This is a genomic window from Gimesia sp., assembly GCF_048262075.1.
GTDB lineage: Bacteria > Planctomycetota > Planctomycetia > Planctomycetales > Planctomycetaceae > Gimesia.
Genome location: NZ_JBLXFK010000005.1, coordinates 73,958 through 93,819 on the forward strand (window position 1 = coordinate 73,958; position 19,862 = coordinate 93,819).

The following is a 19,862-nucleotide window of genomic DNA, read 5'->3' on the forward strand; positions in this document are numbered from 1 at the left end:
GCGAATTGTCGCAGTTCCTTACTGTTTCTGTTCGGTCTTCGCCTGTTTCGCCCGCAGTAACTTTGCCATATAAGCAGCCGTCTCATCAGCGATCACATTATATCCCGCCAGGTTCGGATGACGGTCACTATACCAGCCGGGCAGGTCGCCAAGAACCGGATCCAGCTCGTTTGCCATCACCACCACACTGCCACCGATCACAAATGGCTTCACCAGGGCATGATATTTTTCCGGAACCTTCGACAGCGGATAACGCCGATAGGTGAGCATGTTCTGCCCCTTTTTCAGCTCCTCTGCATAGCGGGGATAGATGTCGAAGACCTCCAGGTTCTCTTTCTTCGCAACGTCAAACACCAGATCATTGATGACTTTACTGTCCGCTTCATTCGCGAATGGAATCACCGTCATTGGAATCAGCACGGCATCAGGATGATCTTTTCGCAGCCGCGCCAGCAGTTGATGAAAGTCTTTGGGAAAATTCTCCGTGAAGTTCTCGCGTCGTGCCCGGTCGTTCAAACCGTATCGGATAAAAATGTAATCCAGGCCCGGCAGTTTGGCAGCGGCACGATCATAGCGTTTTGAATCAAACAGGCGCTTGATATATTCGCCGCTCAAACTCGAATTGATCACATGACAGGCCGGCAGATCACCTTCTGCTGCCAGCAGTTGTTCCAGCACCTGTTCCAGATGCGGACCTTTCGGCTTCAGCTTACGTGGAATACTGCCTTCCGTTGTGCTGTCGCCAAGTAACAGGATCTGTACCTTCCCCTCATGCTCCGCATTCACGGCTGCGGGAACAGACAGGATCAAAATCACAGTCATTAAAACAAATAGAGGAAGTCGTCGTAACATCATCAGAGAAGTCCTGTAGGTAAGTTGATGGAAGCAGGTGGGGTCGTAATCGGTAAGCAGCTGAACTGGGCAGCCTCGTCTTCATTATGGGGTACTCACGCAGCAAGTGCAATTTACAAACCGCTTGATTTGAGCAGCCTGTATTCACGTTTACTGCAATGTCGCTCGGGTGAATTGGATTGAGTCTAATTGATAATACGTCCGAAAACCAGCTGTCAGACGCGCACTGCTCAATCGATGTTCCTGCAAATATTGAACTTGACCGCTGCGCGCCGCCGGCGATAAACGCTGTTTTGTGTCGCGCGCGTGCCCAGTTTACAGTGCACTGAAACACGTGCCAGTTGTTCTTGATCTTCACTGCAAAACCGCCTGTTTTTTCCAGATCTTCACTGCCTGAAACAGCACCCGTTCCCGATGTATGCCTGCGGGTCGCCGCACATCGTAAAACTTCGTCTCGGAACCGCCCTGGCACCGCAACAGATCGGGCCCCTATCAGCACAGTTCGCCACCCCGTTTGCTTGTGAACCCTGTTGACAGCGTCGTGCCCTTCGCGAAGATCAGACGTACTCGGGATGCCAGACTTCATCCCTGTTATCAGAAACGAGTCATTACAGAAAGCATTTTGAAACATGACCGACTCTCCTCCCGAACCGCGTGTCCGCACCAGTCGCCAGAAATCAGAACAGATTGTACGACTGATTAAAAAAATGATTGGTCGTGGCTCCTATATATCCGAAATCAAAACCGTGATTGCTGAAGAATTCGCGCTCAGCCGCCGTTCTGTAGAACGTTACATTACCCGTGCCCGCCGCGAGATGCTGGATGAAGTAGAACAGAACCTGGAACAGCACCGCGCCGATTCTCTCTACTTTTATCGCTCGGTGATCGACAGCCCCAAATCCACCGAACGGGACCGCCTCCGCGCCCGCGAACGCATTGATCGCCTGCTGGGACTCGATACCAAAGCGACTCCCCGCAAAAAGGCCTGGCTCCGCAAACTCACCCCGGAAGTCATCCGCAACATGTCCAATGAAGAACTCGAAGCCACCCGCCAGCGCGTCATCATAGAACGCGAACAGGCACCCGACCAATATTATTGAAAGACACCAGCACCACCAGTTGAACATCCTGCACCACTGAAGATTAAACGCTGTTTTAATCATGTGTCACTGATTAACTGTAAAACATTCGAAATCAGCCGCAGCACGTTAGCCGCGGTTCGGGCAATTCAATTACTACCACGAAAAACACGAAACCGCACGAAAATCAAAAATAAGGGGTGGTACCGAATTTCATTCGGTACGAGCGCAGCGAGCAGGAAACTGTCAGAAAAAGCGAACTCTCCAGTAACAGGAAACCAACCCAAAAAGAATAGTGAAACAGTTCCGCACATGATCGTTACCAGAGTCAGACGTTTATCCTTCGTGCGCACACTTTCACTGACAGTTTCCTGTTGTCTCCGACAACCCCGGATTCCATCCGGGGTCACCCCAGGTTCTGACGACTCTCCTGTCAGACGCTTTCTATTGTTATACTATATGCCAGTCACCCAGAGCAATCGCCGCGATTTTTACGAATACAGCGACAGTTCGCGATCGATCTGCTGAATCAACGTCGCGGGTAGCTGCGACTGATATTGGGCCAGCATGATTGTTTTTAAAAAGTTCATTGCTCCATGGACACCTTCGCTGCATTCCAAGCTCACTCATTTTTGAAATCCGGCAGGACGACATTCCGCAGCGGCACGATTCGCTCGCGTAATTCATCCATCTCCCACTTCAGATAGATCGGAAGACTTTGAATATTTACTTCTTCAACGGTCATCCATTCGTTTGATTCCCGCTGAAATGGATGTCGAGCCTGCCACTCCAAAACAATCTGATGTGCTTGGCTGCATTGCGTTTCAAGCAGAGCGGCGCGGCACTCGGCTGTTTGATCGGACTCATCAGACTCACTGAAAGCATCCAGCAACTCCTGACGACTCCAGGGCTGATCTATCAAAGCCAGAACAGCTGCTGCTATCATCCGATTATTGGGAATTTTGGAGCGTAATGCAGCACGAAATAACTTCAACGCCTGCGAAGGCCGATACTTCAGAGCCAGAACCACCGCTTCCCCCAGGCAGTATTTATGAACGTTCGAAAACACCTCTGCCGCTTCGGGAAAAGGATATTGATGACGAAACAGAAATTCCAGACACTGCCCCCAGATTTCAGGTCTCGGAAATTCATCCGCAGATCCCGCTGGATTGAACTGTTGATAAAACTCATGAATGAGGGGGCACCACGTTTTGTCATTCCGTTTCAGCAGCATCTCCAGTGCCGTTTCCGCTGTAGACGTTCCCTGCTTCAAGATGGTCGTAATGTATTCATCCAGGAAAGGACTATCGATCTCCTGTAATCCTTTGAGCGCCACTTTCTGCTGATTTTCTTCCGCAAACAGGCTGATCAGTTTCTGCTCCCGTAATGCAATCACCTGCTGGGCCGCTTCAGTAACGTTGCCCTCAACATTTTCCGCTGACTGCAGATTACCAACCAGTGGCCAGTCCCCGATTACAGCTGCCAGACGTATCAAACGGTGTCTGTCTTCGGCAGCCGTTTCAAACCACGTCATCTGGTTCGACAGCGCCTGTTCGTCAAAAGCGAACTTGACGATAGATGTTCTTTCTGAATGAGCTTCCAGAAACCCCGCTTCCTGCAGTTCTGTGAATGCCAGTTCGACGGTCTCAAAAGGCGGTCCCTGATCACTGAACTGGGGATGTAGTTCAATCAGCCGTTTCTCCCAGAGTTCGGGGGTTTTCAATGTGCTTAAATAACACTGATAGAACCACGGCTCAAACCAGTCTGATGTATCATCAAAAAAATCAACATCAATCTCGACCCCACTCAACCGGTTCGTCACACAGCACCCGCGTCCGTGCAGGTTGTAATCCCAATCCGCCAGCCCCGGCACTACTCCACGACCTTTATCAGGTGGATGTGCGGCGTACCCTCTTTGCGCGAGATGTTCCAGGTTGACTCCCAGGCGATGCTGGACAATCTCTGCGACAAACGCCTGTCTCTGCCGATGCCGGATTAAGGAAAACAGCGTCCAGGTAGCCCAGGGTGAAAGTGTAAACGACTGAGGCAGCCAGCGCTCAATCAAATCATGCACGGGCACCGATTCATCACAGGCCACTGCGACACGCTGTAACAGGTTTTCATGTAGGGAATCGATGATTCTCTTCCTCGATCAGTTCTCTGAAAGCTCAATGTTTCTCCGCATTCATTCACACAGGATATTTTAAGAGTCCGTATACCAGGTTTGCCATTCTTTTCGCGAATAAAATGGGCCAAGACCTTCTTCATGCGTGTACGCCATCGTCCAGTCGAGACCACGATTGCACACAAACAGGTCATCCCGATATTCGCTGAAATCAGGCATTTTCTCTGCTTTGCAATAGTAGCAGGTGGAATCAGCGCTCGGACTGGGAAAGACGACAAACGCAACTGGCGACTCTTCATTAAATCGTTTTAACGCCTGTTTTCCAGTGATATATACCGCATGCTCATAGGTAAAAACATGCCAGAATAGCCCTCCAGTCGGAACCCGATATCCTAAGGCAAATGTATTCCGCCACTCTCTGCGTAATTCTCCTGTGGTCTTTGTGTCAAACTGTTCTACGATCTCAACAGATTGTGAAGCCAGGAATTCCTGAAACTTCTTGGATGTTTTTCTCATCATTTGCCAGATAGATTCTCATGGTCAACATGAAACATCAATGGACGCATCCCTTAAGGCACCGGTCCCCAGATTTTTGCCAGCAGTGCGAACATTGCGGGGTCGTGCTGTTTCAGTTCGGCCCGGACGAAGGGGTAGAAATCGTTGACACCAAAATACGCCTCGGTTGATTCGGCGAAATATTCTTTGTGATTGTTCAAGCCGTAATGCCTGACTTTGACCCCGGTATGACAGAGCACACTCTCATAGATGCCTGCCTGCTTCGCCGCATCAAAGGTGGCGACAATCTCCGCCTGGTCAAAGCTTAAGACCTGATCGTGATAGGCGTGCGCCAGCTCATGCAGAACCACATACGGATGCTGCGCCCACATGTTGCGATTGAGCAATTGCCGGGCGACGGGAATGTGTACGTGCTGCGCCAGCCGCGGATCATAGCCATGCGACTCCAGCCAGGCGCGACTGGGATGGTACTGCATTTTATCCAGTTCCGCATGCTGCAAATCGACCCAGATACGGAACTTCTGCAGCGCTGCCACCCGTTCCGGCGGGACAATATATTTCACCCGCTGTAGATGATTGGCCAGCGCATCCAGCGTGTTACGCCCCAGTGCGGCATGTTCTTTGGAAAACAATTGCGGGTCCACATCCACGGTCCAGCCTTCAATCTGCTTTTCCACTGGATCAGGAAACGAAGTTTTCTTTTCCGCTGCGAGCGAACTGCGCAGAGGAATCAATGAAGTACAGAGCAGAAAACAGACAATGGCCTGATGGGACGACATGAGATACCTCTGAGAGTACACGGATCTGATTGTATAAACACGAAAAGCCGCTCTCATCATATCAGACCGGATGACAGATCCCACTGGTTTTTAGCTTCAGAACAGATAGAATAACATAATGAAGCAGTTTCATTTCTCACTTTCAAGTGATGGCTCATGAACACGAAATCACAATCAGCCTGGAAGCGTTGGCTACCGTGGCTGGTCCCCTTACCACGCGGGATGTTTGATAAACCAAAAACCGGGAAACAAATGCTCGTTTATTACCTCTGGCGGGTATTGGCATTTTATGCAGTCCTGCTGATTCTGTTGATGCTTGCACAACGCTGGCTCATCTATCAACCCACGCGGGTTACCTCTTTATCCGTCGATCAGGCCAATGCGCCTTTCGGTGTCGTACACGAAATCAAAACAACCACAGAAGACGGTCTGGAACTCAAAGGCTGGCATGTTCTCGCCGGCCAGGTCGCCTGTTCTGATCAAGCCGCCTGTGATGCCGAGTTGGCCAAAGGGCAGCCTGTTGTGATTCTCCTGCACGGCAACGGCGGTCATCGAATGCACCGCATGGAAGATTACCGCCTGCTGGCCAGTCTGAATCTGCATGTCTTCGCTTTCGACTACCGGGGCTACGCGGAAAACCCGGGCAGCCCCAGCCAGACCGGCTTGCTTGAGGACGCCCGCACCTTCTGGAAATATGCCGTCCGCGATCGAAGAGTCGATCCCTCGCGCGTTATCCTGTTTGGCGAATCACTGGGCGGAGGCGTCGCGACGCTGCTGGCCAGCGAACTCTGCGAACAGAATACACCCCCCGCAGGACTGATTCTCCGCTCCACCTTCAGCTCCCTAGTCGATGCCGCCTCCAGCCATTTTCCCTGGATTCCCGTCAGCCTGTTATTGTGGGACCGGTACCCCAGCCAGCAGCTCATCGGAAATATTACCTGCCCTACCCTGATGATTCATGGGACGGCAGATCGCATCGTTCCCTGTGAACTGGGAGAAAAATTATTCGCAGCCGCTCCCGAAATTTCCGCATCAGGGATTCCCAAACGTTTCGTGAAAATCGAACGGGGCACTCATAACGGACTGCTGTACGAAGCCCGGGGAAAGCTGGTCGGCGCGTATCACGAGTTCACCAGCCAGCTATTTCCCCCCGAGTCGACCAAACAGTAAAGCCAACACACCCGCTGTTGCTCTCAACGCGATTCCGCTGCTCCGCGTTTACTGCGAAAGTCGCTCGGCGTTTCGCCCGTCAGTTTACGGAACGTGCGCGTGAAGTAGGCGGGTGATGAAAATCCCAGCGTCCGACTGATCTGGTCGATCGTCATCGCCGGGTTACCCAGCATCCGCTTGGACTGCCAGATTTTCAATTCGTTGAAGTACGCCATGATCCCGCAGCCATAAGTTTTTCGGAATACCGTTTTTGCCAGTGTGGGGCTCACGTGCAGTTCGCGGGCCACTTCTGGAATCGTCAGGCGATCATTGACCCGGTTCAACAGTAACCGCCGAATCCGCAATGCGACGTCGTCTTCTGAATTCAGTTCCACAGCAGGCGCCAGATGCTCCAGGACCAATGACAGAAAGACCAGCAGGCGGCTGGTCAGTTCAATCTTGCGATGTGCATGTTCGGCGATCAACTGATCGGCCATTCGCCAGAACGCATGCTGCAGATCGGGATTGCCGGCCGAGCTGATACGATGCACGCCGGTCACCAGCGTCTCTAATTCTCTGCACGCTTCTGCAATTCCTGAATTTTCGGGCCAGTCCCCCAGCCGCTCCAGATCAATCAGAAATGCCACGGTCGAAGCGGTATGCGGACCTTCATTCAACCAGTGATGATCCACGCCCGGACCAATCATACAAAAATCGCCCGCGTCGAGTTGATAGTCACCCGATGGCGTCTTCAACGTCAACGGCCCCTGCAGACTCCCATGCATGGCCATCACGGCATGATTGTGCTTCTGCGTGGTCGTTCCCGCTGGAAAATGTCCTGACGTGAATCGTGCAAAGGGACCGGGGGTCTCATGATAATATGCCAGGTAACTCCAGCTCTGCCTGAGTGAAGCCAACCGCTGAGGACGTGAGGATGGTAAATAATACGAAAGATCAGTCTTCTCGGAATCCAGACTGTTTTCACGCTGGAGAAACGGCTGAATTCGAGGGCTGTCACTGATGGAAGTTTTTGATTGCATAGGTAGGCCCGGCTGCAATTAATAGTTCATGTAGTGCGAACGCGTTTCGAAATCTGGCAGGATCTTGCACCAGCTGTGCATCTCGTTTCGTCACAGCCAGAGCAGGGGACCTGATTATAACGGACTCATAATACGACTCGACAGGCTAATTATACCAATAAAGCTTACAAAATCGTAAACGACTGCCATCAAATAGGATACACCAATCTCTTTTGGAAGATCAAACATGTCCGATAGTGAAGCCTTTCTGTCTGATAAGACATGTTCAATGCCAGATCTCAGTGTAAAGTGGAAAAACGACTGAGATTTTCACGTTTCCTGCAGGCGTCCTGCCGCCTTGATTTTGATTCTGGCTCGAAGTCAGCATCAATCCTCCTGCATGGGCCCCTGACAGGCCCGGTATTTCTCAACCCTATTAATACTCGGCTCTCCCCACGGGCCACTTTTAATTCTGCGCTCTACGAAAACCTGGTAGTCATTCTCTTTTAACACTGACTGGTTTAATCATCTTAGAAAAAGGACGCGGTCACGTGAGACGAAAAGCATTTACCCTGATCGAATTACTGGTGGTGATTGCCATCATTGCCATCCTCATTGCCTTATTACTGCCGGCAGTACAACAGGCACGCGAAGCAGCCCGCCGCAGTGCCTGCAAAAACAATATGAAACAAATCGGCCTGGCGTTTCATAATTACCATGATGCTTTCCGTACGTTTCCGATTGGCGCCCAGGTCCCCATTTATCAGGCCAACTGGCGCGTCTCGATCCTGCCTTACATGGATCAGGCCAACTTCTATAACAGTCTGACACAAACCCCCGCAAACGGACGAGGCTACAACACATACAATGGCTGGACCGGTGACGGCGGATACGGAACCGGTACCGGCTCAAATGAAGCATTGAATAACGTACTGGTTACCCCCTTCAAATGCCCCTCCAGTACAACCGACGCGTTTTTTGCCGGGACAGCCAACGGCATTTCTCCCGGTCAGGATCGAGGCGATCTGGGTATGACCATGGACTATGTGGGCATCGGAGGCGCCTACACTGCAGCGGCCCCCTTCAATACCAATGCCGTCGACAACACTTATTATGGAGCCATGGGTCAGAATGGAATGCTGCAAATCGGTAAATCCGTTCTGATGCGTGATTGCACGGACGGAACTTCCAACACCATCATGGTCGGTGAAGATTCCGGCGTCATCGCCGGCGTCGATTATCGTAAAAATCTGTCGGGGGGCTGGTCGGGTCACCGGGGTGTCTCCACCAGTGGTGGTTCTGGATACGGCGGGGGTGGCGTGGTCACCATTCGTTACTCACCCAACCCGAAAACCAAACCTGCTTACACCGGAGCGGGATTCAACAATGGTCCGCTCACGTCATTCCATGTCGGTGGCGTACACGCCCTGCTGGCCGACGGTGCCGTCCGCTTCCTTTCGGATAATATCGACTTCAACACACTGCTGGCACTGGGCGCCATTCAGGACGGTAAAGTACTTGGTGAATTTTAATTCCACATTTATCAATGAATCAAAACACACAGCCGGTAAACTGCCGACTGTGTGTCATACCTAACATTCTGCTTACGTTCACAGTGATATCACTGTCAAAAAAACCGGGAGACTTCTGCATGCTGGCTTTGATTCCTGCTCCTACTGGAACACATGCTCTACTTCGAAATGGTTCCCTCTGCTGTGCCGGGTTGCTGGCAATCACTCTCCTGACTGGCTGTGGCGGGACCTCCGTCGCTTCCAAACCGATGGGAACCGTCAGTGGGACTGTCAGCCTCAAAGGCCAGCCACTGACTGATTGCCGCGTGAATTATATTTCTGAACAACTGGGAGCCAGCGCCGGCGGTGATCTGACAGAAGACGGCTCTTTCACACTGGATGGCCCGATTCCAGCCGGCTCTTACAGTGTGTTTATCTCTCTCCCCAGCGAATTCACCCCCGCCCAGGCACAGAGTAATAAAGGATTGTCACAGGTTCCTAAAAAATATCTTGGTTCTTCCACAACGGACCTCAAAGCAGATGTCTCTGAAGGTGAAAGCAGCCACGACTTCGATTTAAAGTAGCCGACGCCCGCAGCCTGGAGATCAGAGATTTCTCTTTCTCCCTAATATTCTCAAAGAACGGGTCCCGCACTCTCAACATTCCAGTTAAACTGGAAGGAGCTGGAGTCGCTTTTCCCGTCTCTGACTGATCTGATTTAGATTGACTACTCCCCGTTTCAGAAAACAGGACACCATGCACCGCATTCAAGAAACTGCTCGCCCCCTTGTATCCCGTCACTTCCATAAACTGACCGCCATTCTGCTGCTGCTGGCTCTCATCAGCCTGCTGACACCAGCTCGCGCAACCGCCGGCGATCTGATGGCGGGCGCCGCCAAAGTAGACATTACCAATCGAAACGTCCCCGTCAATGACCCCCTGTTTGTGAAAGCACTGGTCATTAAAGACGGCGACAATACCGCCGCCATCGTCACAGTGGACGCTGTCGCCATTGGCGAGATCGGTTCCATCACCAACGAATATCTGGGTAACGTGCGGTCACAGATCGAACGCGATCTGAAAATCAAACCCGAAAACATCATGGTCAACGCCAGCCACTGTCACGGCATCGTCTGTGCGGATGTGGAAGAACGCACCATCAAAGCCATCAAAGAGGCTGCGAAAAACCTGGTTCCCGTCAACGTTGGTGTGGGCACCGGTCACGAAGACCGCGTGATGGAAAACCGGCGGCTGTTCCTCAAAAACGGTAAAGAAGCCGACGTCCGTCACGCGTACTCACTCCCCCCCGATGAAGAAGTCGCGAAAATCGGCCCCATCGATCCCGAGATTGGTATTCTGAAACTCGAAAAGAAAAATGGTGATACACTCGCCGTCGTGTATAACTTCGCCGTCCATCCCATTCAGGGCGTGCCCAGCAAAGGCAACACCGCCGACATGAGCGGCTTCGCGTCACAGGTGATTGAAGACAACCTCAGTGATGGCACCATCGCTTTGTTCGTGCAGGGTTGTGGCGGCGATATCAACCCCGCGCAATACAAAGACGTCGACAATCCCCGCGACGCCGAAACACTGGGCAACCAGTTGGGGCTCAGCACGCTTAAAGCGATCCGCAACATTAAATGCACTGACAACAGTGACCTGACCGTCTTAAACCAAACACTGACGCTCCCCCGCTCCAACAACGCCACACGGATTGAGTCACTCAAGAAGGAACAGGAACAACTGCTGAATTCACTGCAGGGGACCAGTCTCAATCTGAAAACATTCCTGCCGCTGATCGTCAAATACAAACTCTACGACGAACATCCTTCGTACTATTCACACCGCTATCTGCTGGAAAATAAACTGGGCCGCGACGGACTGGCCAAGCTCGACGCAGAGAATCGCGCGAACATGGAACGGTACATCAATAACGTTTACAAGATGGAAAAAATGACCCGCAACAAAGCCAACCTGGCGCTGCTCAACAAACACCAGACCCGCAATCAGGCCGCCGGCAAAACCCTGGATGCGGAAATCTTCGCCATCAAGGTCGGCGACTTCCGCATGATCACCTTCCCCGCAGAGCTGACCGTCAACATCGGCTTGAACATCAAACAGAAATCCCCGTTCGAAAACACGTTCGTCGCCGGTTACACCAACGGCTACAACTATTATGCCCCGACTGCCGAGCAACTGAAAAACGTCGGCGGCGCCCAGGAAGACAGCGACTGCATGCTGGCCCCCGAATGGCAGGCCCTCTTCGAAGCCAAAGCCCAGGAAATGATCCAAGAGCTGAAGTGATTGGTTTTGGCTTTCAATATGCACTTGGCAGTCGACCGGTGAGTGGAATAGAAAACGCAGACTGGTAAATTACCACGAAACACACCGGGTAGGCCCGGATGCACATCCGGGCCGAGCGCAGCGAGCAGGAAACGGTCAGAGAAAGCAGTCAATCCAGGTAGAGACGAACCATACCGCCCGACCTTAATCGCACAATTTACGATTGATTTTAATTGCTCTTTGTCAAAATAATTAGACAAAGAGTTAGCCACCTGATTTCTACCAGGCAGATTATCCAGTCGTCACTATTTGTGCGGAGCGTCAGGGCGTGCCTACTGAAAACAGATTTTTTATCGTTTTGACGTTCTGGTCTGTGGCTTTCATGCCGTCCCTGATTCTGTCTGCGCGCGAACATCCTTCACAAATCCTCGAAAAGTCTCCGTTGTCAGAAAGCGAATTCCGCTCCCAATATGCACAAGCGATGAAAAAATTCAAAGACGCGTATCAGAACATCGAATGCCGGGCAGAATGCCAGTCCCTGTTTGATGACCCGAACGATCCTTCCCGCCACAAACGATACGTCTATTCCGAACATGTGCTTGCGAAGGGAAATTCAATAGTCGCTGTACAGGATTACGCGACAGAGACTCCACTCGGGGGAATTTATTCTAATGAGCTTGTCTGTGCCACGCCCGACTATGCATTCGAGCTTGATAAAACCAGACCAGGCAATCCCTACCTGTTAACTTCGATGACCCATATCTCGACCGCACACCTCAGAACGAGATTGAGAATCATCATGGGGCATCACAAGGATTGGTATCTGTATGCCGCAGGTTCCCTGGACGGTTGCTTATTTGAAGAGATCATTGAGAAGCCATCTTTTAGCGTCACAAAGATTGAACGATTTCCCCCACGAAAGGAAGAGTCAGCAGAGTTGGTCGCGCTGGACTTTCAAGTGACCGACGATCCCTGGGCTATCTCCAGTGGCCATATCGTGTTTGCCCCTGATAGAAACTGGGCCGTGCTGGAATACGAATACCGCTGCGATTACTCGGCTACAGATTATTCAACTTACTCTGGTAAGAACTTTTTTTCTTCTGATCAAAAACACGAGATCCCTGTACCTGAAAAATGCGAACACGAAGAGATTCATTACCATGCAGATATGTTGCCGATCAGCGAAAAGTATTCTGCTAATCTAAGCGACTTTTTCCTGGGCACCGTGAATGATTCCGTGTTCCGTTTATCACACTACGGCTTACCCGACAGCCCCCTGGCGGCTCATCCCCCTGAGAAAAACAAACTTATGCAGTGGTTCCTGATCGGCAATGGCATTCTGCTGGCGCTGATCGTGTTATACGTTATTGTTCAGCGATTTCGCACTGTTCAAACTCAGGAGAATCTGTGATGAAGCGCCTGTCATTCAGACTGAAGTCATTCCTGACGGTCTACTTTGCTGTGGTCCTGGTCGTAGCGGTGATTTTTTATGGCACATCCCTGTTCGGGGCACCGCAGATTGTGGCACCGCTCTGTGAATTCAAAGATACCCCAGCCGGTGAGACAGCACGACAGAAGATCTCTCTCCAGAACACGACCAGTCAACCACTCCAGCTGATCGGTGCGATGGTTCCCTGCACGCTTTGTGGCTGCGCCTCTACGGAAGGCCTGCCTGTGACCATCCCGCCCGGTCAGAGTGAAAGTTTCTTCGTATTATTCAAAGCAACAACAGCAGGCCAGTTCAAAACAGAAATCGAACTGTATACCGATCACCCCGAACAGACCATCGTTCGACTACAGGTTCGCGGGACAGTGAAACCGGGCACCACTAATCAATAGGTGAAGTGCTGCGATTTCGATTTTCACTTCGTAGGGGTCGACACATGGGTAACACCAAATACAGGAAACGTTACCGTGTGCCACGGTCCGGCTCGTCCGGCGGTGCCCGGGAAAGTATTGGAAGCCTGATTGTGAGCACAACACGGTAGCCGCAACCTCCCACTCGCTGCGCTCGGCCCGAATGATATTCGAGCCCACCCATTTGTTACTTTCGTGTGGTTTCGTGTTTTTCGTGGTAGAAAAAACAGTCGCGACGAAACCTACTTCTTCTTAATCGTCAACCACAGGTAAGGCAGTTCGAGATCCGGTTTGGGTCGCGCGGTGTTGCGTTTGGGGCTGATGCCTTTGATCACGGCGGTCGGCGTGTGGACCTGCGTTTTGTCCTTCAGGCTGACCCCTTTGATTTCCAGCGGGCCCTGAAATACGACGTCCGCCTTGGCTTCCAGCTTCAGCTTCACCGATTTTTCGGTCTTCTCTTTCAGCTTGGAAACCACAGGCGCACACGTCACCCCTGCGGGTAACCCGGCCACGCTGATTTCAATCTCATCGTTGAACCGTGGACTCTGGCGATCGACTTTGACTTCAATTTCCAGTGGCTTGTCGCCGGCGGTCAGCGTGTATTGCTCTTCGGTGGTCTGCAGCGAGAAGTCGGCTTCGGTAGGCTGGATCGACAACAGGTACACAAAACGAAAGCCCCCATACTGAAAGCGGTCGGTCACTTCCAGTCGATACTCACCATCCGCGGGAATCCCATAATCAAGGTGCGCGTCATAATAATTGCGGCGGGCATCATCCACTTCTTTCAGCAGCTTGCCCTTCGCATCGAACAGCTTGATGTAAGCATCCAGGGGATAACCCAGCATATGTGTATCCACTTTGAACGTCAGCTTGTCCCCTTTTTTCGCTGCGAAACGGTAGGAATCGATCTCTTTTGGCTCTGCAATTTTACCGGTGAGCGTCGCCGGTAACGTCAGCAGTTGTCCCTGCTCGGACTGACTCTCTTTGGTCTCAAGCGTCACAGGAGTGGTACTCAACGGAATCGTCAACCAGTTTCCCAACTGGGGGTGACTCAGCAGCGCCTGTGCTTTCGACTCGGTGACGGCGGGTGACAGCGCCTTTAAATCAGCAGGCAGATTCCAGCCTTCCAACATCACGGGTGCCGCGGTAGACGGATGCCAGGCGAGTGGCAGACTATGGTCAACGAACGGCCCCGTCGTCAGCGTCAAACGATAAATGTAAGAAGCAGCGCCCGCAAAACGAATCGTGCTGTTGGGGTCCGCAGGAAATGCGAACGTGCGAACATAGTAAGTCCCGTCCTCCGGCGCAGTGAAGACTATCCGCGGATCAAACCAGAGGGTATCTTCCATCTGCTCCAGCACGGTGCCACGATGATTGAGAATCTGCAGCAGGCCATCCATAGGCGAACCCAGCTGTTCGTTCGCGGTCTGCGCTGCAATCAGGGTCTGACCCCTTTTCAGTTTTACCTGGAAGGTATCGACGTCGCCGCTTTTGGACAGCACGCCATTGATGGTCACGCTCGGCAGTTCACATTTCTGGGCGTGCTCCAGATCTTCATTGGGTTCCGCTTCTGCCTGCTCGGTGAGTGTGCCCACGACGAACGGACGGATCTCGGAAGCCCCTTCCGCGTTGTGAAAACGGAGCCAGTACAAACCGGGTTTCGCAGCCGCATCAATCTGAACGGTGAACTGCTTTTCCTTACCCTTCTCAGGTTTCTCCGGAATCGTAATGGTCAATCCGGGAGCCGACGTCCAGACGGAAACCGGTGCCGTCCCCAGAGTTTTATTTACGCTGACTTCCACCTTCTGCCCTACCTGCCCCCCGGCGGGGTTCAGGTAATTCACACTGGGTGGTGCAGTCTTCGCTTCTGAGAAGAAACCGAAAACCAATGTAATCGAGACAACAGCGGGCAGAATCCGAGCGGTAGAAAACATCGGTAATCTCATTCTCAGTCAGACGGTGGGCAGTTTATGCGAACAGTTCCGGAATCGGTGTCGGATCGCTGACCAGATGCGAGGGACGACCTTCCGGCGTGTAAAGTACTTTATCTGGATCGATGCCCATCTTGGTATAAATGGTCGAGACAAAGTTTTCCGGCGAGAGTACGCGTTCGACGGCTGAGTAACCGGCCTTGTCGGTGGCACCCAGAACCTGACCGCCAGGCGTTCCGCCACCGGCCATCAGCACGGACATCGCATTCGACCAGTGATCGCGACCGCCGCCCGGATTGATTTTCGGTGTACGACCGAATTCACCCAGCGCCAGTACCATCGTGGTTTCCAGCAGACCGCGTTCGTCGAGATCTTCGATCAGCGTCGCAATCGTATTTTCGAAAGCGGGCATCCGTGAATTGAAGGTCTTAAACAGGCTACCATGATGGTCCCAGCCTCCTTCGTACAACGTAATGAAAGGCACACCCGCTTCAGACAGACGTCGTGCCAGTAAAGCGCGCTGTCCAAAGGAAGTACGGCCATACTTATCTCGCAACTCATCGGATTCACAATCGATCTCAAACGCCTTCTGGGCTTCGGTCGAAGCGACCAGGCTATAACCCTGATCGTAATATTCGTCGAGGTTCAGCACGGGATCGCCGGCGACCTTGTCTTTAATCCGCTTGAGCTGATCGACCTGTTCGCGTAATTCGCGGCGTGTTTCATAACGACCATCGGTCAGCCCGCTGGGCAGCGCCAGGTCGCGAACGCGGAAGTTCTTGGAGTTCGGGTTATCGGAAACGACGAACGGGGCATACTTGGCTCCCAGGAAGTTCGGCCCGCCGGAACGTGACATGCTGGGCATGGAGAAGTAGGCCGGCAGATTATTCGTGGTCGGTTTTTCATGCGCGACGACCGACCCCATACTCGGATGGAAACTGACAAAAGCACCACAGCCAACAGGAATGCGCGGGGGAGCACCCGTCATCATGTAATGGTTGCCGGCCCCGTGGTTTCCCTGGTTATGGCGGATGGAACGGATGACCGTATATTTATCCGCAATCGAAGCCAGGCGTTTCATATGCTGTGAAAACTGGACGCCGGGAATTTTCGTGGCAATCGGATTGAATTCACCACGGATCTCAACCGGCGCTTCCGGTTTGGGGTCGAAGGTCTCGTAATGGGTCGGACCTCCGTCCATCCAGATCAGAATGACGCTCTTGGCTTTCGCTTTCGGCTGAGCAGCGCTGGTTCCCTTGGCGTGAGACTGAAGTCTCAACAGGTCGACCATGCCCAGGCCGGTCATTGCGCCCAGGCCGAGCTGCAGACAGTTCCGGCGGGTGATTCCATTACAGTTTTTTGAAACGTTTTTCATTGCTGATCCTGTGACTTTAATTGTAAAACCACGTTTGTTTCGAGGCAGGGGACTTCAATTTTTGAACAGGTACTCGGGTGTATTCAACAGAGCCCACATCAGGTCTTCAATTACCTGCTGTCGGCTGGCTCCTTCCTTTTCAAACAGGGAACGCCCCAGCCGTTTTTCTTCTAGACTCGGATATCTCGAATAAGCCGTCAGATAAATCTCTTCGACAATCTGATCCGGTTTCATTTCACTCTTGGCCCATTCGGCACTGTTACCGTTTTTGGACTGAATGCGGGCATACAGATCACGTGAGTTCATCATATGCAGGACCTGCACGACGGTGGTATCAGTGGTGCGTTCGCAGGGCGGATCCTGGTTCGGATCGGGACGCCCGAAGGAATCCAGGAAGTCTGAGCGCACGCGATGCGTCCAGATCTGCTTGGCGGTAGAATCGGCGGGCATGGCAGAGAATGTGTCTGGCACACCGATCAGTTCACTCACGCTGTCCAGCAGCACTTCGGCCCGCAGCCGCTGACGGTAATGTCGCGAGTAATTACGCGTATCACCGACATTGGTTTCGTTGGGCAGGGCACTCAGACTGTAAACGTGCGAACTGACGATTGTTTTAACGTATTGTTTGAGATCAAATTTCTGTTCCCGGAAATGCTGCCCCAGCGCTTTGATCAGCGGGGCATTGGTTGCGGGATTGCTTTCGCGGAAATCGTCAATCGGTTCGACAATCCCACGTCCCATCAGATCAGCCCAGACGCGGTTGGCATTCACTTCGGCGAAGAAATGATTCTGGGGCGAGATAATCCAGTCTGCCAGTATTTCGCGTGGATCCTGGTTTTCTTTAATCTCAGGCACTTCACCAAACAGGGGGCGTGGCGGAAGGACCTCATTGGTCAACGGATGACGCACGCTGCCGGAATTCGCAGTGAAAATCAGCTCTTCTGAACCCGAAATCGGTGCCGAGATCCCGCGGCCTTTGCGACCAATTTTCGCGAAGTAAGCAGCAAAACTGTAGAAATCATCCTGCCCCCAGATTTCGGAAGGATGATGATGACACTGGGCACAGCTCAAGCGAATTCCCAGAAAGAGCTGACTGACAATTGTAGTGAGCTCTTCAGGTTTGCGACGATCACGGAACATGGTGACCGCACCGTTGTGCCACGTTCCCCCTTTGGCGGTCAGCAATTCATGCGTGAACTGATCGAGGGGTTTGTTCTGATGAAATGATTGCCGAATCCAGGCATCATAATTCAACACGGTCTTGATACCCACATGATACGGATTGGGGCGCAGGAGATCGGCCCATTTGTTGGCCCAGTGGTCGCCGAACTCGGGCTGTTCCAGCAGATAATCGACCAGCCGCTCCCGTTTGTTGGGAGAAGGATCCTGCAGAAACGCCCGTGCTTCTTCAGCAGACGGTGTGCGTCCAATCAGATCAATGGCTACACGCCGGAGATATGTGGCATCATCAATAGGTTCAGAAGGTTTCAGTCCGTATTTCTTCAGTTTGTCCCAAACCAGGCCATCGATGAAATTTTTGCGAGGCAGCTTGGCATAGAAGCTGTCCGGGACTGTATTGTCTGAGGGAACCGTCACATTCAGCGATGCAAAATTTCCCATGTAGCGGGCCATGATCGAGGCTTCGCCCATCAGCGAACCTGCGGTGACCAGGCCGTGCTCATCGACAGAAACGTAAACGCTTTCGCTCGACATATACTCGGCAAGGTCCGTCACATCACGGGTGGAACCATCACTGTAATGTGCGGTGACCACCATCTGCTGTTTCGTTTCAGGCTGCATGATTCGCTCGGTAGGTTCGGCCGAGATCTTAATGAGCTTCGGTGCTTCTGCGACGGCACGCGATGCACCCTCCGCGATCCACTGTTCAATGACGTTATAATATCTGCTGTCTTCAGGCAGTTTTTTACCACCGCCATGCGGAACCTTGCCGGCACCTTTGAGCAGGACGAGGCTCTGATCGGGAGCCAGGGGTGAAGCACGGCGACCCCGTGATTCTTTCGTCAGGGCACCGTAATCAAATTCCGGATCAAAAGCGAACATCGACAATTGAAACCCACCCTGTCCGCGTTGCTTGCCATGACACGAACCACCATTACAGCTAAATCGTGATAAGAGCGGATGCACATCACGTTCAAAGTCAATCAATGTCTGCTTGTTGAAATCTTTCACTTCCACAGGCACTTTGATTTTGGCAGCACCATCGATGACGGTCACCGTTGCTGTCCCGTTGGAAACAGGTTCAATCACGCCGGCTGCATTCACTTGAACCACAGCGGGTTGATCAGACTGGTACTGTACTTCGCGAGTCCGGTCGATCGACTGTTTGTTGTTAAGACCGGAAACCAGTAACTGCTGCCGTGCGCGTTTACCTGTCAGTTCCACTTTTTCGGGATAGACCTTCACACTTTGCTGCGAAGTCTCAGCGGCCCGCACAGAAATGGCGGAACACAGCAGCAGGCAAACTAGACAATGATAGAGAAGAGATCTCATCTCGTTGTTCTATCCCAATTCAAAAGGAAGGAGACGCAATGCGGTTTGGCGGTAATCAGTGCTACGAGGAAAGTATAGGCAGGGATGCAGGCACATTCTAAAGCAACTCGTGAGCACTCGTCGTTGCGCTTCCTCGTGCCTGCAAATATATATTGTCTCTTATATTTCCTAATCGTCAACTATCATTTAACAACTTTATTTATGAAACACGTCTTAGGATAGCTTCTCTGAGTGGCAAAAACTACCCTATATCACAGAAAACGGAGCGTTCGTACATCTACCCCGGGCTAAAGAACACCGGTTCTCCGGCTTACGCCATTTTTTCCAGCTCTGATTTTACGTAACCGACGCGGTCCGTGATGGCATAATTTTCATTCCAGGGCTGCGGAAACAGAATTGCCTGGCCGCCATGTTCCCGGAACAGGTCGATATTCTTATGCTGATCGTCGATCAACACGACATCCGGTTTCGCCATCAGATATTTTTGTGTTCCGATCATGAAATCCATAAACAGCGGTTCCTGAAAATGCTGCCGAAGCCATTCGACTTTGGCCGAAGCACAGGCGGCACTGCGACTGGGGGAGGTACTGATCGTCATCGGGGCTGTCTGTTTTAACAAAATCAGCAGTTCATTCAGCCACGGGTAGGGAGGAAACTCCTGCCAGAAGCGACCACCCACAGAATCGACGGGTTTCCAGAATTCATCTTTGCTCATTCCCAGTACGCCCGCGTAGTTACGTTCCCCGGCGGGCCACTGTTCCAGCAGATGTCCCTGGTCGTGTAACTCCAGGATGGCGCCCATGAAATCGGAAATCACGCCATCCATGTCCAGTAAAATATGTCGCACAGCCATGTAGATTTTTCACTCCGGGAAG

Annotated in this window: 16 protein-coding genes; 7 read left to right on the forward strand and 9 right to left on the reverse strand. The window is 52.2% G+C overall.

The genetic code is table 11. The features are described 5' to 3' along the window. Window positions 1-18: 18 nt before the first annotated feature. Window positions 19-855 carry an SGNH/GDSL hydrolase family protein gene (locus tag ACN0YH_RS12015; RefSeq protein ID WP_417379804.1) on the reverse strand — a complete coding sequence of 279 codons (837 nt, stop codon included), beginning with the start codon at window positions 853-855 and terminating at the stop codon, window positions 19-21. Between the two features lie 626 nt (window positions 856-1,481). On the opposite strand from ACN0YH_RS12015, the gene ACN0YH_RS12020 reads away from it, so the two are divergent. After that, on the forward strand, window positions 1,482-1,952 hold the full coding sequence (locus ACN0YH_RS12020; RefSeq protein WP_417379805.1) for a hypothetical protein: 471 nt from the start codon (window positions 1,482-1,484) through the stop codon (window positions 1,950-1,952). 601 nt (window positions 1,953-2,553) lie between these two features. On the opposite strand, the gene ACN0YH_RS12025 is transcribed toward ACN0YH_RS12020, so the two are convergent. From ACN0YH_RS12025 to ACN0YH_RS12035, 3 genes are all read right to left on the reverse strand, one after another. Beyond that, on the reverse strand, window positions 2,554-4,005 hold the full coding sequence (locus tag ACN0YH_RS12025; protein ID WP_417379806.1) for a HEAT repeat domain-containing protein: 1,452 nt from the start codon (window positions 4,003-4,005) through the stop codon (window positions 2,554-2,556). Between the two features lie 129 nt (window positions 4,006-4,134). Then, on the reverse strand, window positions 4,135-4,575 hold the full coding sequence (locus ACN0YH_RS12030; RefSeq protein WP_417379807.1) for a DUF4275 family protein: 441 nt from the start codon (window positions 4,573-4,575) through the stop codon (window positions 4,135-4,137). Window positions 4,576-4,625: 50 nt separating this feature from the next. Next, window positions 4,626-5,351, reverse strand: coding sequence for a metallopeptidase (locus tag ACN0YH_RS12035; protein ID WP_417379808.1), 726 nt, complete (start codon window positions 5,349-5,351; stop codon window positions 4,626-4,628). A 156-nt stretch (window positions 5,352-5,507) separates the two neighbouring features. Between ACN0YH_RS12035 and ACN0YH_RS12040 the strand changes: the two genes are divergently transcribed. Further along, window positions 5,508-6,521: an alpha/beta hydrolase gene (locus ACN0YH_RS12040; RefSeq protein ID WP_417379809.1), complete on the forward strand. Its 1,014-nt coding sequence runs from the start codon at window positions 5,508-5,510 to the stop codon at window positions 6,519-6,521. Between the two features lie 23 nt (window positions 6,522-6,544). Here the strand turns inward: ACN0YH_RS12040 and ACN0YH_RS12045 are convergent, their stop codons facing one another. Next, a complete protein-coding gene (locus tag ACN0YH_RS12045) occupies window positions 6,545-7,540 on the reverse strand; it encodes an AraC family transcriptional regulator (protein WP_417379810.1) in 996 nt (331 codons plus the stop codon). A gap of 530 nt (window positions 7,541-8,070) precedes the next feature. Here ACN0YH_RS12045 and ACN0YH_RS12050 point away from each other — a divergent pair. From ACN0YH_RS12050 to ACN0YH_RS12070, 5 genes are all read left to right on the forward strand, one after another. Further along, window positions 8,071-9,051, forward strand: a complete 981-nt coding sequence (locus tag ACN0YH_RS12050) for a DUF1559 domain-containing protein (RefSeq protein ID WP_417379811.1) — start codon at window positions 8,071-8,073, stop codon at window positions 9,049-9,051. A 119-nt stretch (window positions 9,052-9,170) separates the two neighbouring features. Beyond that, complete coding sequence (locus ACN0YH_RS12055; protein WP_417379812.1) at window positions 9,171-9,614, forward strand: hypothetical protein; 444 nt, start codon at window positions 9,171-9,173, stop codon at window positions 9,612-9,614. 172 nt (window positions 9,615-9,786) lie between these two features. Then, window positions 9,787-11,334 carry a hypothetical protein gene (locus tag ACN0YH_RS12060; RefSeq protein ID WP_417379813.1) on the forward strand — a complete coding sequence of 516 codons (1,548 nt, stop codon included), beginning with the start codon at window positions 9,787-9,789 and terminating at the stop codon, window positions 11,332-11,334. A gap of 361 nt (window positions 11,335-11,695) precedes the next feature. Then, entirely contained in the window at window positions 11,696-12,724 is a 1,029-nt protein-coding gene (locus ACN0YH_RS12065) for a hypothetical protein (protein WP_417379814.1), read from the forward strand. Further along, window positions 12,724-13,152 carry a DUF1573 domain-containing protein gene (locus ACN0YH_RS12070; protein ID WP_417379815.1) on the forward strand — a complete coding sequence of 143 codons (429 nt, stop codon included), beginning with the start codon at window positions 12,724-12,726 and terminating at the stop codon, window positions 13,150-13,152. The genes ACN0YH_RS12065 and ACN0YH_RS12070 overlap by 1 nt, the downstream gene beginning before the upstream one ends. Before the next feature lie 260 nt (window positions 13,153-13,412). On the opposite strand, the gene ACN0YH_RS12075 is transcribed toward ACN0YH_RS12070, so the two are convergent. The 4 genes from ACN0YH_RS12075 to ACN0YH_RS12090 form a co-directional block, all read right to left on the reverse strand. Next, complete coding sequence (locus ACN0YH_RS12075; RefSeq protein WP_417379816.1) at window positions 13,413-15,104, reverse strand: PPC domain-containing protein; 1,692 nt, start codon at window positions 15,102-15,104, stop codon at window positions 13,413-13,415. 34 nt (window positions 15,105-15,138) lie between these two features. After that, window positions 15,139-16,476, reverse strand: coding sequence for a DUF1501 domain-containing protein (locus tag ACN0YH_RS12080; RefSeq protein ID WP_417379817.1), 1,338 nt, complete (start codon window positions 16,474-16,476; stop codon window positions 15,139-15,141). 54 nt (window positions 16,477-16,530) lie between these two features. Continuing rightward, window positions 16,531-18,987, reverse strand: a complete 2,457-nt coding sequence (locus ACN0YH_RS12085) for a DUF1549 domain-containing protein (protein WP_417379818.1) — start codon at window positions 18,985-18,987, stop codon at window positions 16,531-16,533. Window positions 18,988-19,297: 310 nt separating this feature from the next. Next, window positions 19,298-19,840, reverse strand: a complete 543-nt coding sequence (locus ACN0YH_RS12090) for a 5' nucleotidase, NT5C type (protein ID WP_417379819.1) — start codon at window positions 19,838-19,840, stop codon at window positions 19,298-19,300. Window positions 19,841-19,862 lie beyond the last annotated feature (22 nt).

Excerpts from the sequence above, each read along its gene's own strand:
- ACN0YH_RS12020 (WP_417379805.1), top strand. The coding sequence starts at position 1,482 with ATGACCGACTCTCCTCCCGAACCGCGTGTCCGCACCAGTCGCCAGAAA.
- ACN0YH_RS12045 (WP_417379810.1), bottom strand. The coding sequence starts at position 7,540 with ATGCAATCAAAAACTTCCATCAGTGACAGCCCTCGAATTCAGCCGTTT.
- ACN0YH_RS12085 (WP_417379818.1), bottom strand. The coding sequence starts at position 18,987 with ATGAGATCTCTTCTCTATCATTGTCTAGTTTGCCTGCTGCTGTGTTCC.
- ACN0YH_RS12015 (WP_417379804.1), bottom strand. The coding sequence starts at position 855 with ATGATGTTACGACGACTTCCTCTATTTGTTTTAATGACTGTGATTTTG.
- ACN0YH_RS12070 (WP_417379815.1), top strand. The coding sequence starts at position 12,724 with ATGAAGCGCCTGTCATTCAGACTGAAGTCATTCCTGACGGTCTACTTT.
- ACN0YH_RS12065 (WP_417379814.1), top strand. The coding sequence starts at position 11,696 with ATGCCGTCCCTGATTCTGTCTGCGCGCGAACATCCTTCACAAATCCTC.
- ACN0YH_RS12090 (WP_417379819.1), bottom strand. The coding sequence starts at position 19,840 with ATGGCTGTGCGACATATTTTACTGGACATGGATGGCGTGATTTCCGAT.
- ACN0YH_RS12035 (WP_417379808.1), bottom strand. The coding sequence starts at position 5,351 with ATGTCGTCCCATCAGGCCATTGTCTGTTTTCTGCTCTGTACTTCATTG.
- ACN0YH_RS12055 (WP_417379812.1), top strand. The coding sequence starts at position 9,171 with ATGCTGGCTTTGATTCCTGCTCCTACTGGAACACATGCTCTACTTCGA.
- ACN0YH_RS12030 (WP_417379807.1), bottom strand. The coding sequence starts at position 4,575 with ATGATGAGAAAAACATCCAAGAAGTTTCAGGAATTCCTGGCTTCACAA.
- ACN0YH_RS12075 (WP_417379816.1), bottom strand. The coding sequence starts at position 15,104 with ATGTTTTCTACCGCTCGGATTCTGCCCGCTGTTGTCTCGATTACATTG.
- ACN0YH_RS12080 (WP_417379817.1), bottom strand. The coding sequence starts at position 16,476 with ATGAAAAACGTTTCAAAAAACTGTAATGGAATCACCCGCCGGAACTGT.
- ACN0YH_RS12040 (WP_417379809.1), top strand. The coding sequence starts at position 5,508 with ATGAACACGAAATCACAATCAGCCTGGAAGCGTTGGCTACCGTGGCTG.
- ACN0YH_RS12060 (WP_417379813.1), top strand. The coding sequence starts at position 9,787 with ATGCACCGCATTCAAGAAACTGCTCGCCCCCTTGTATCCCGTCACTTC.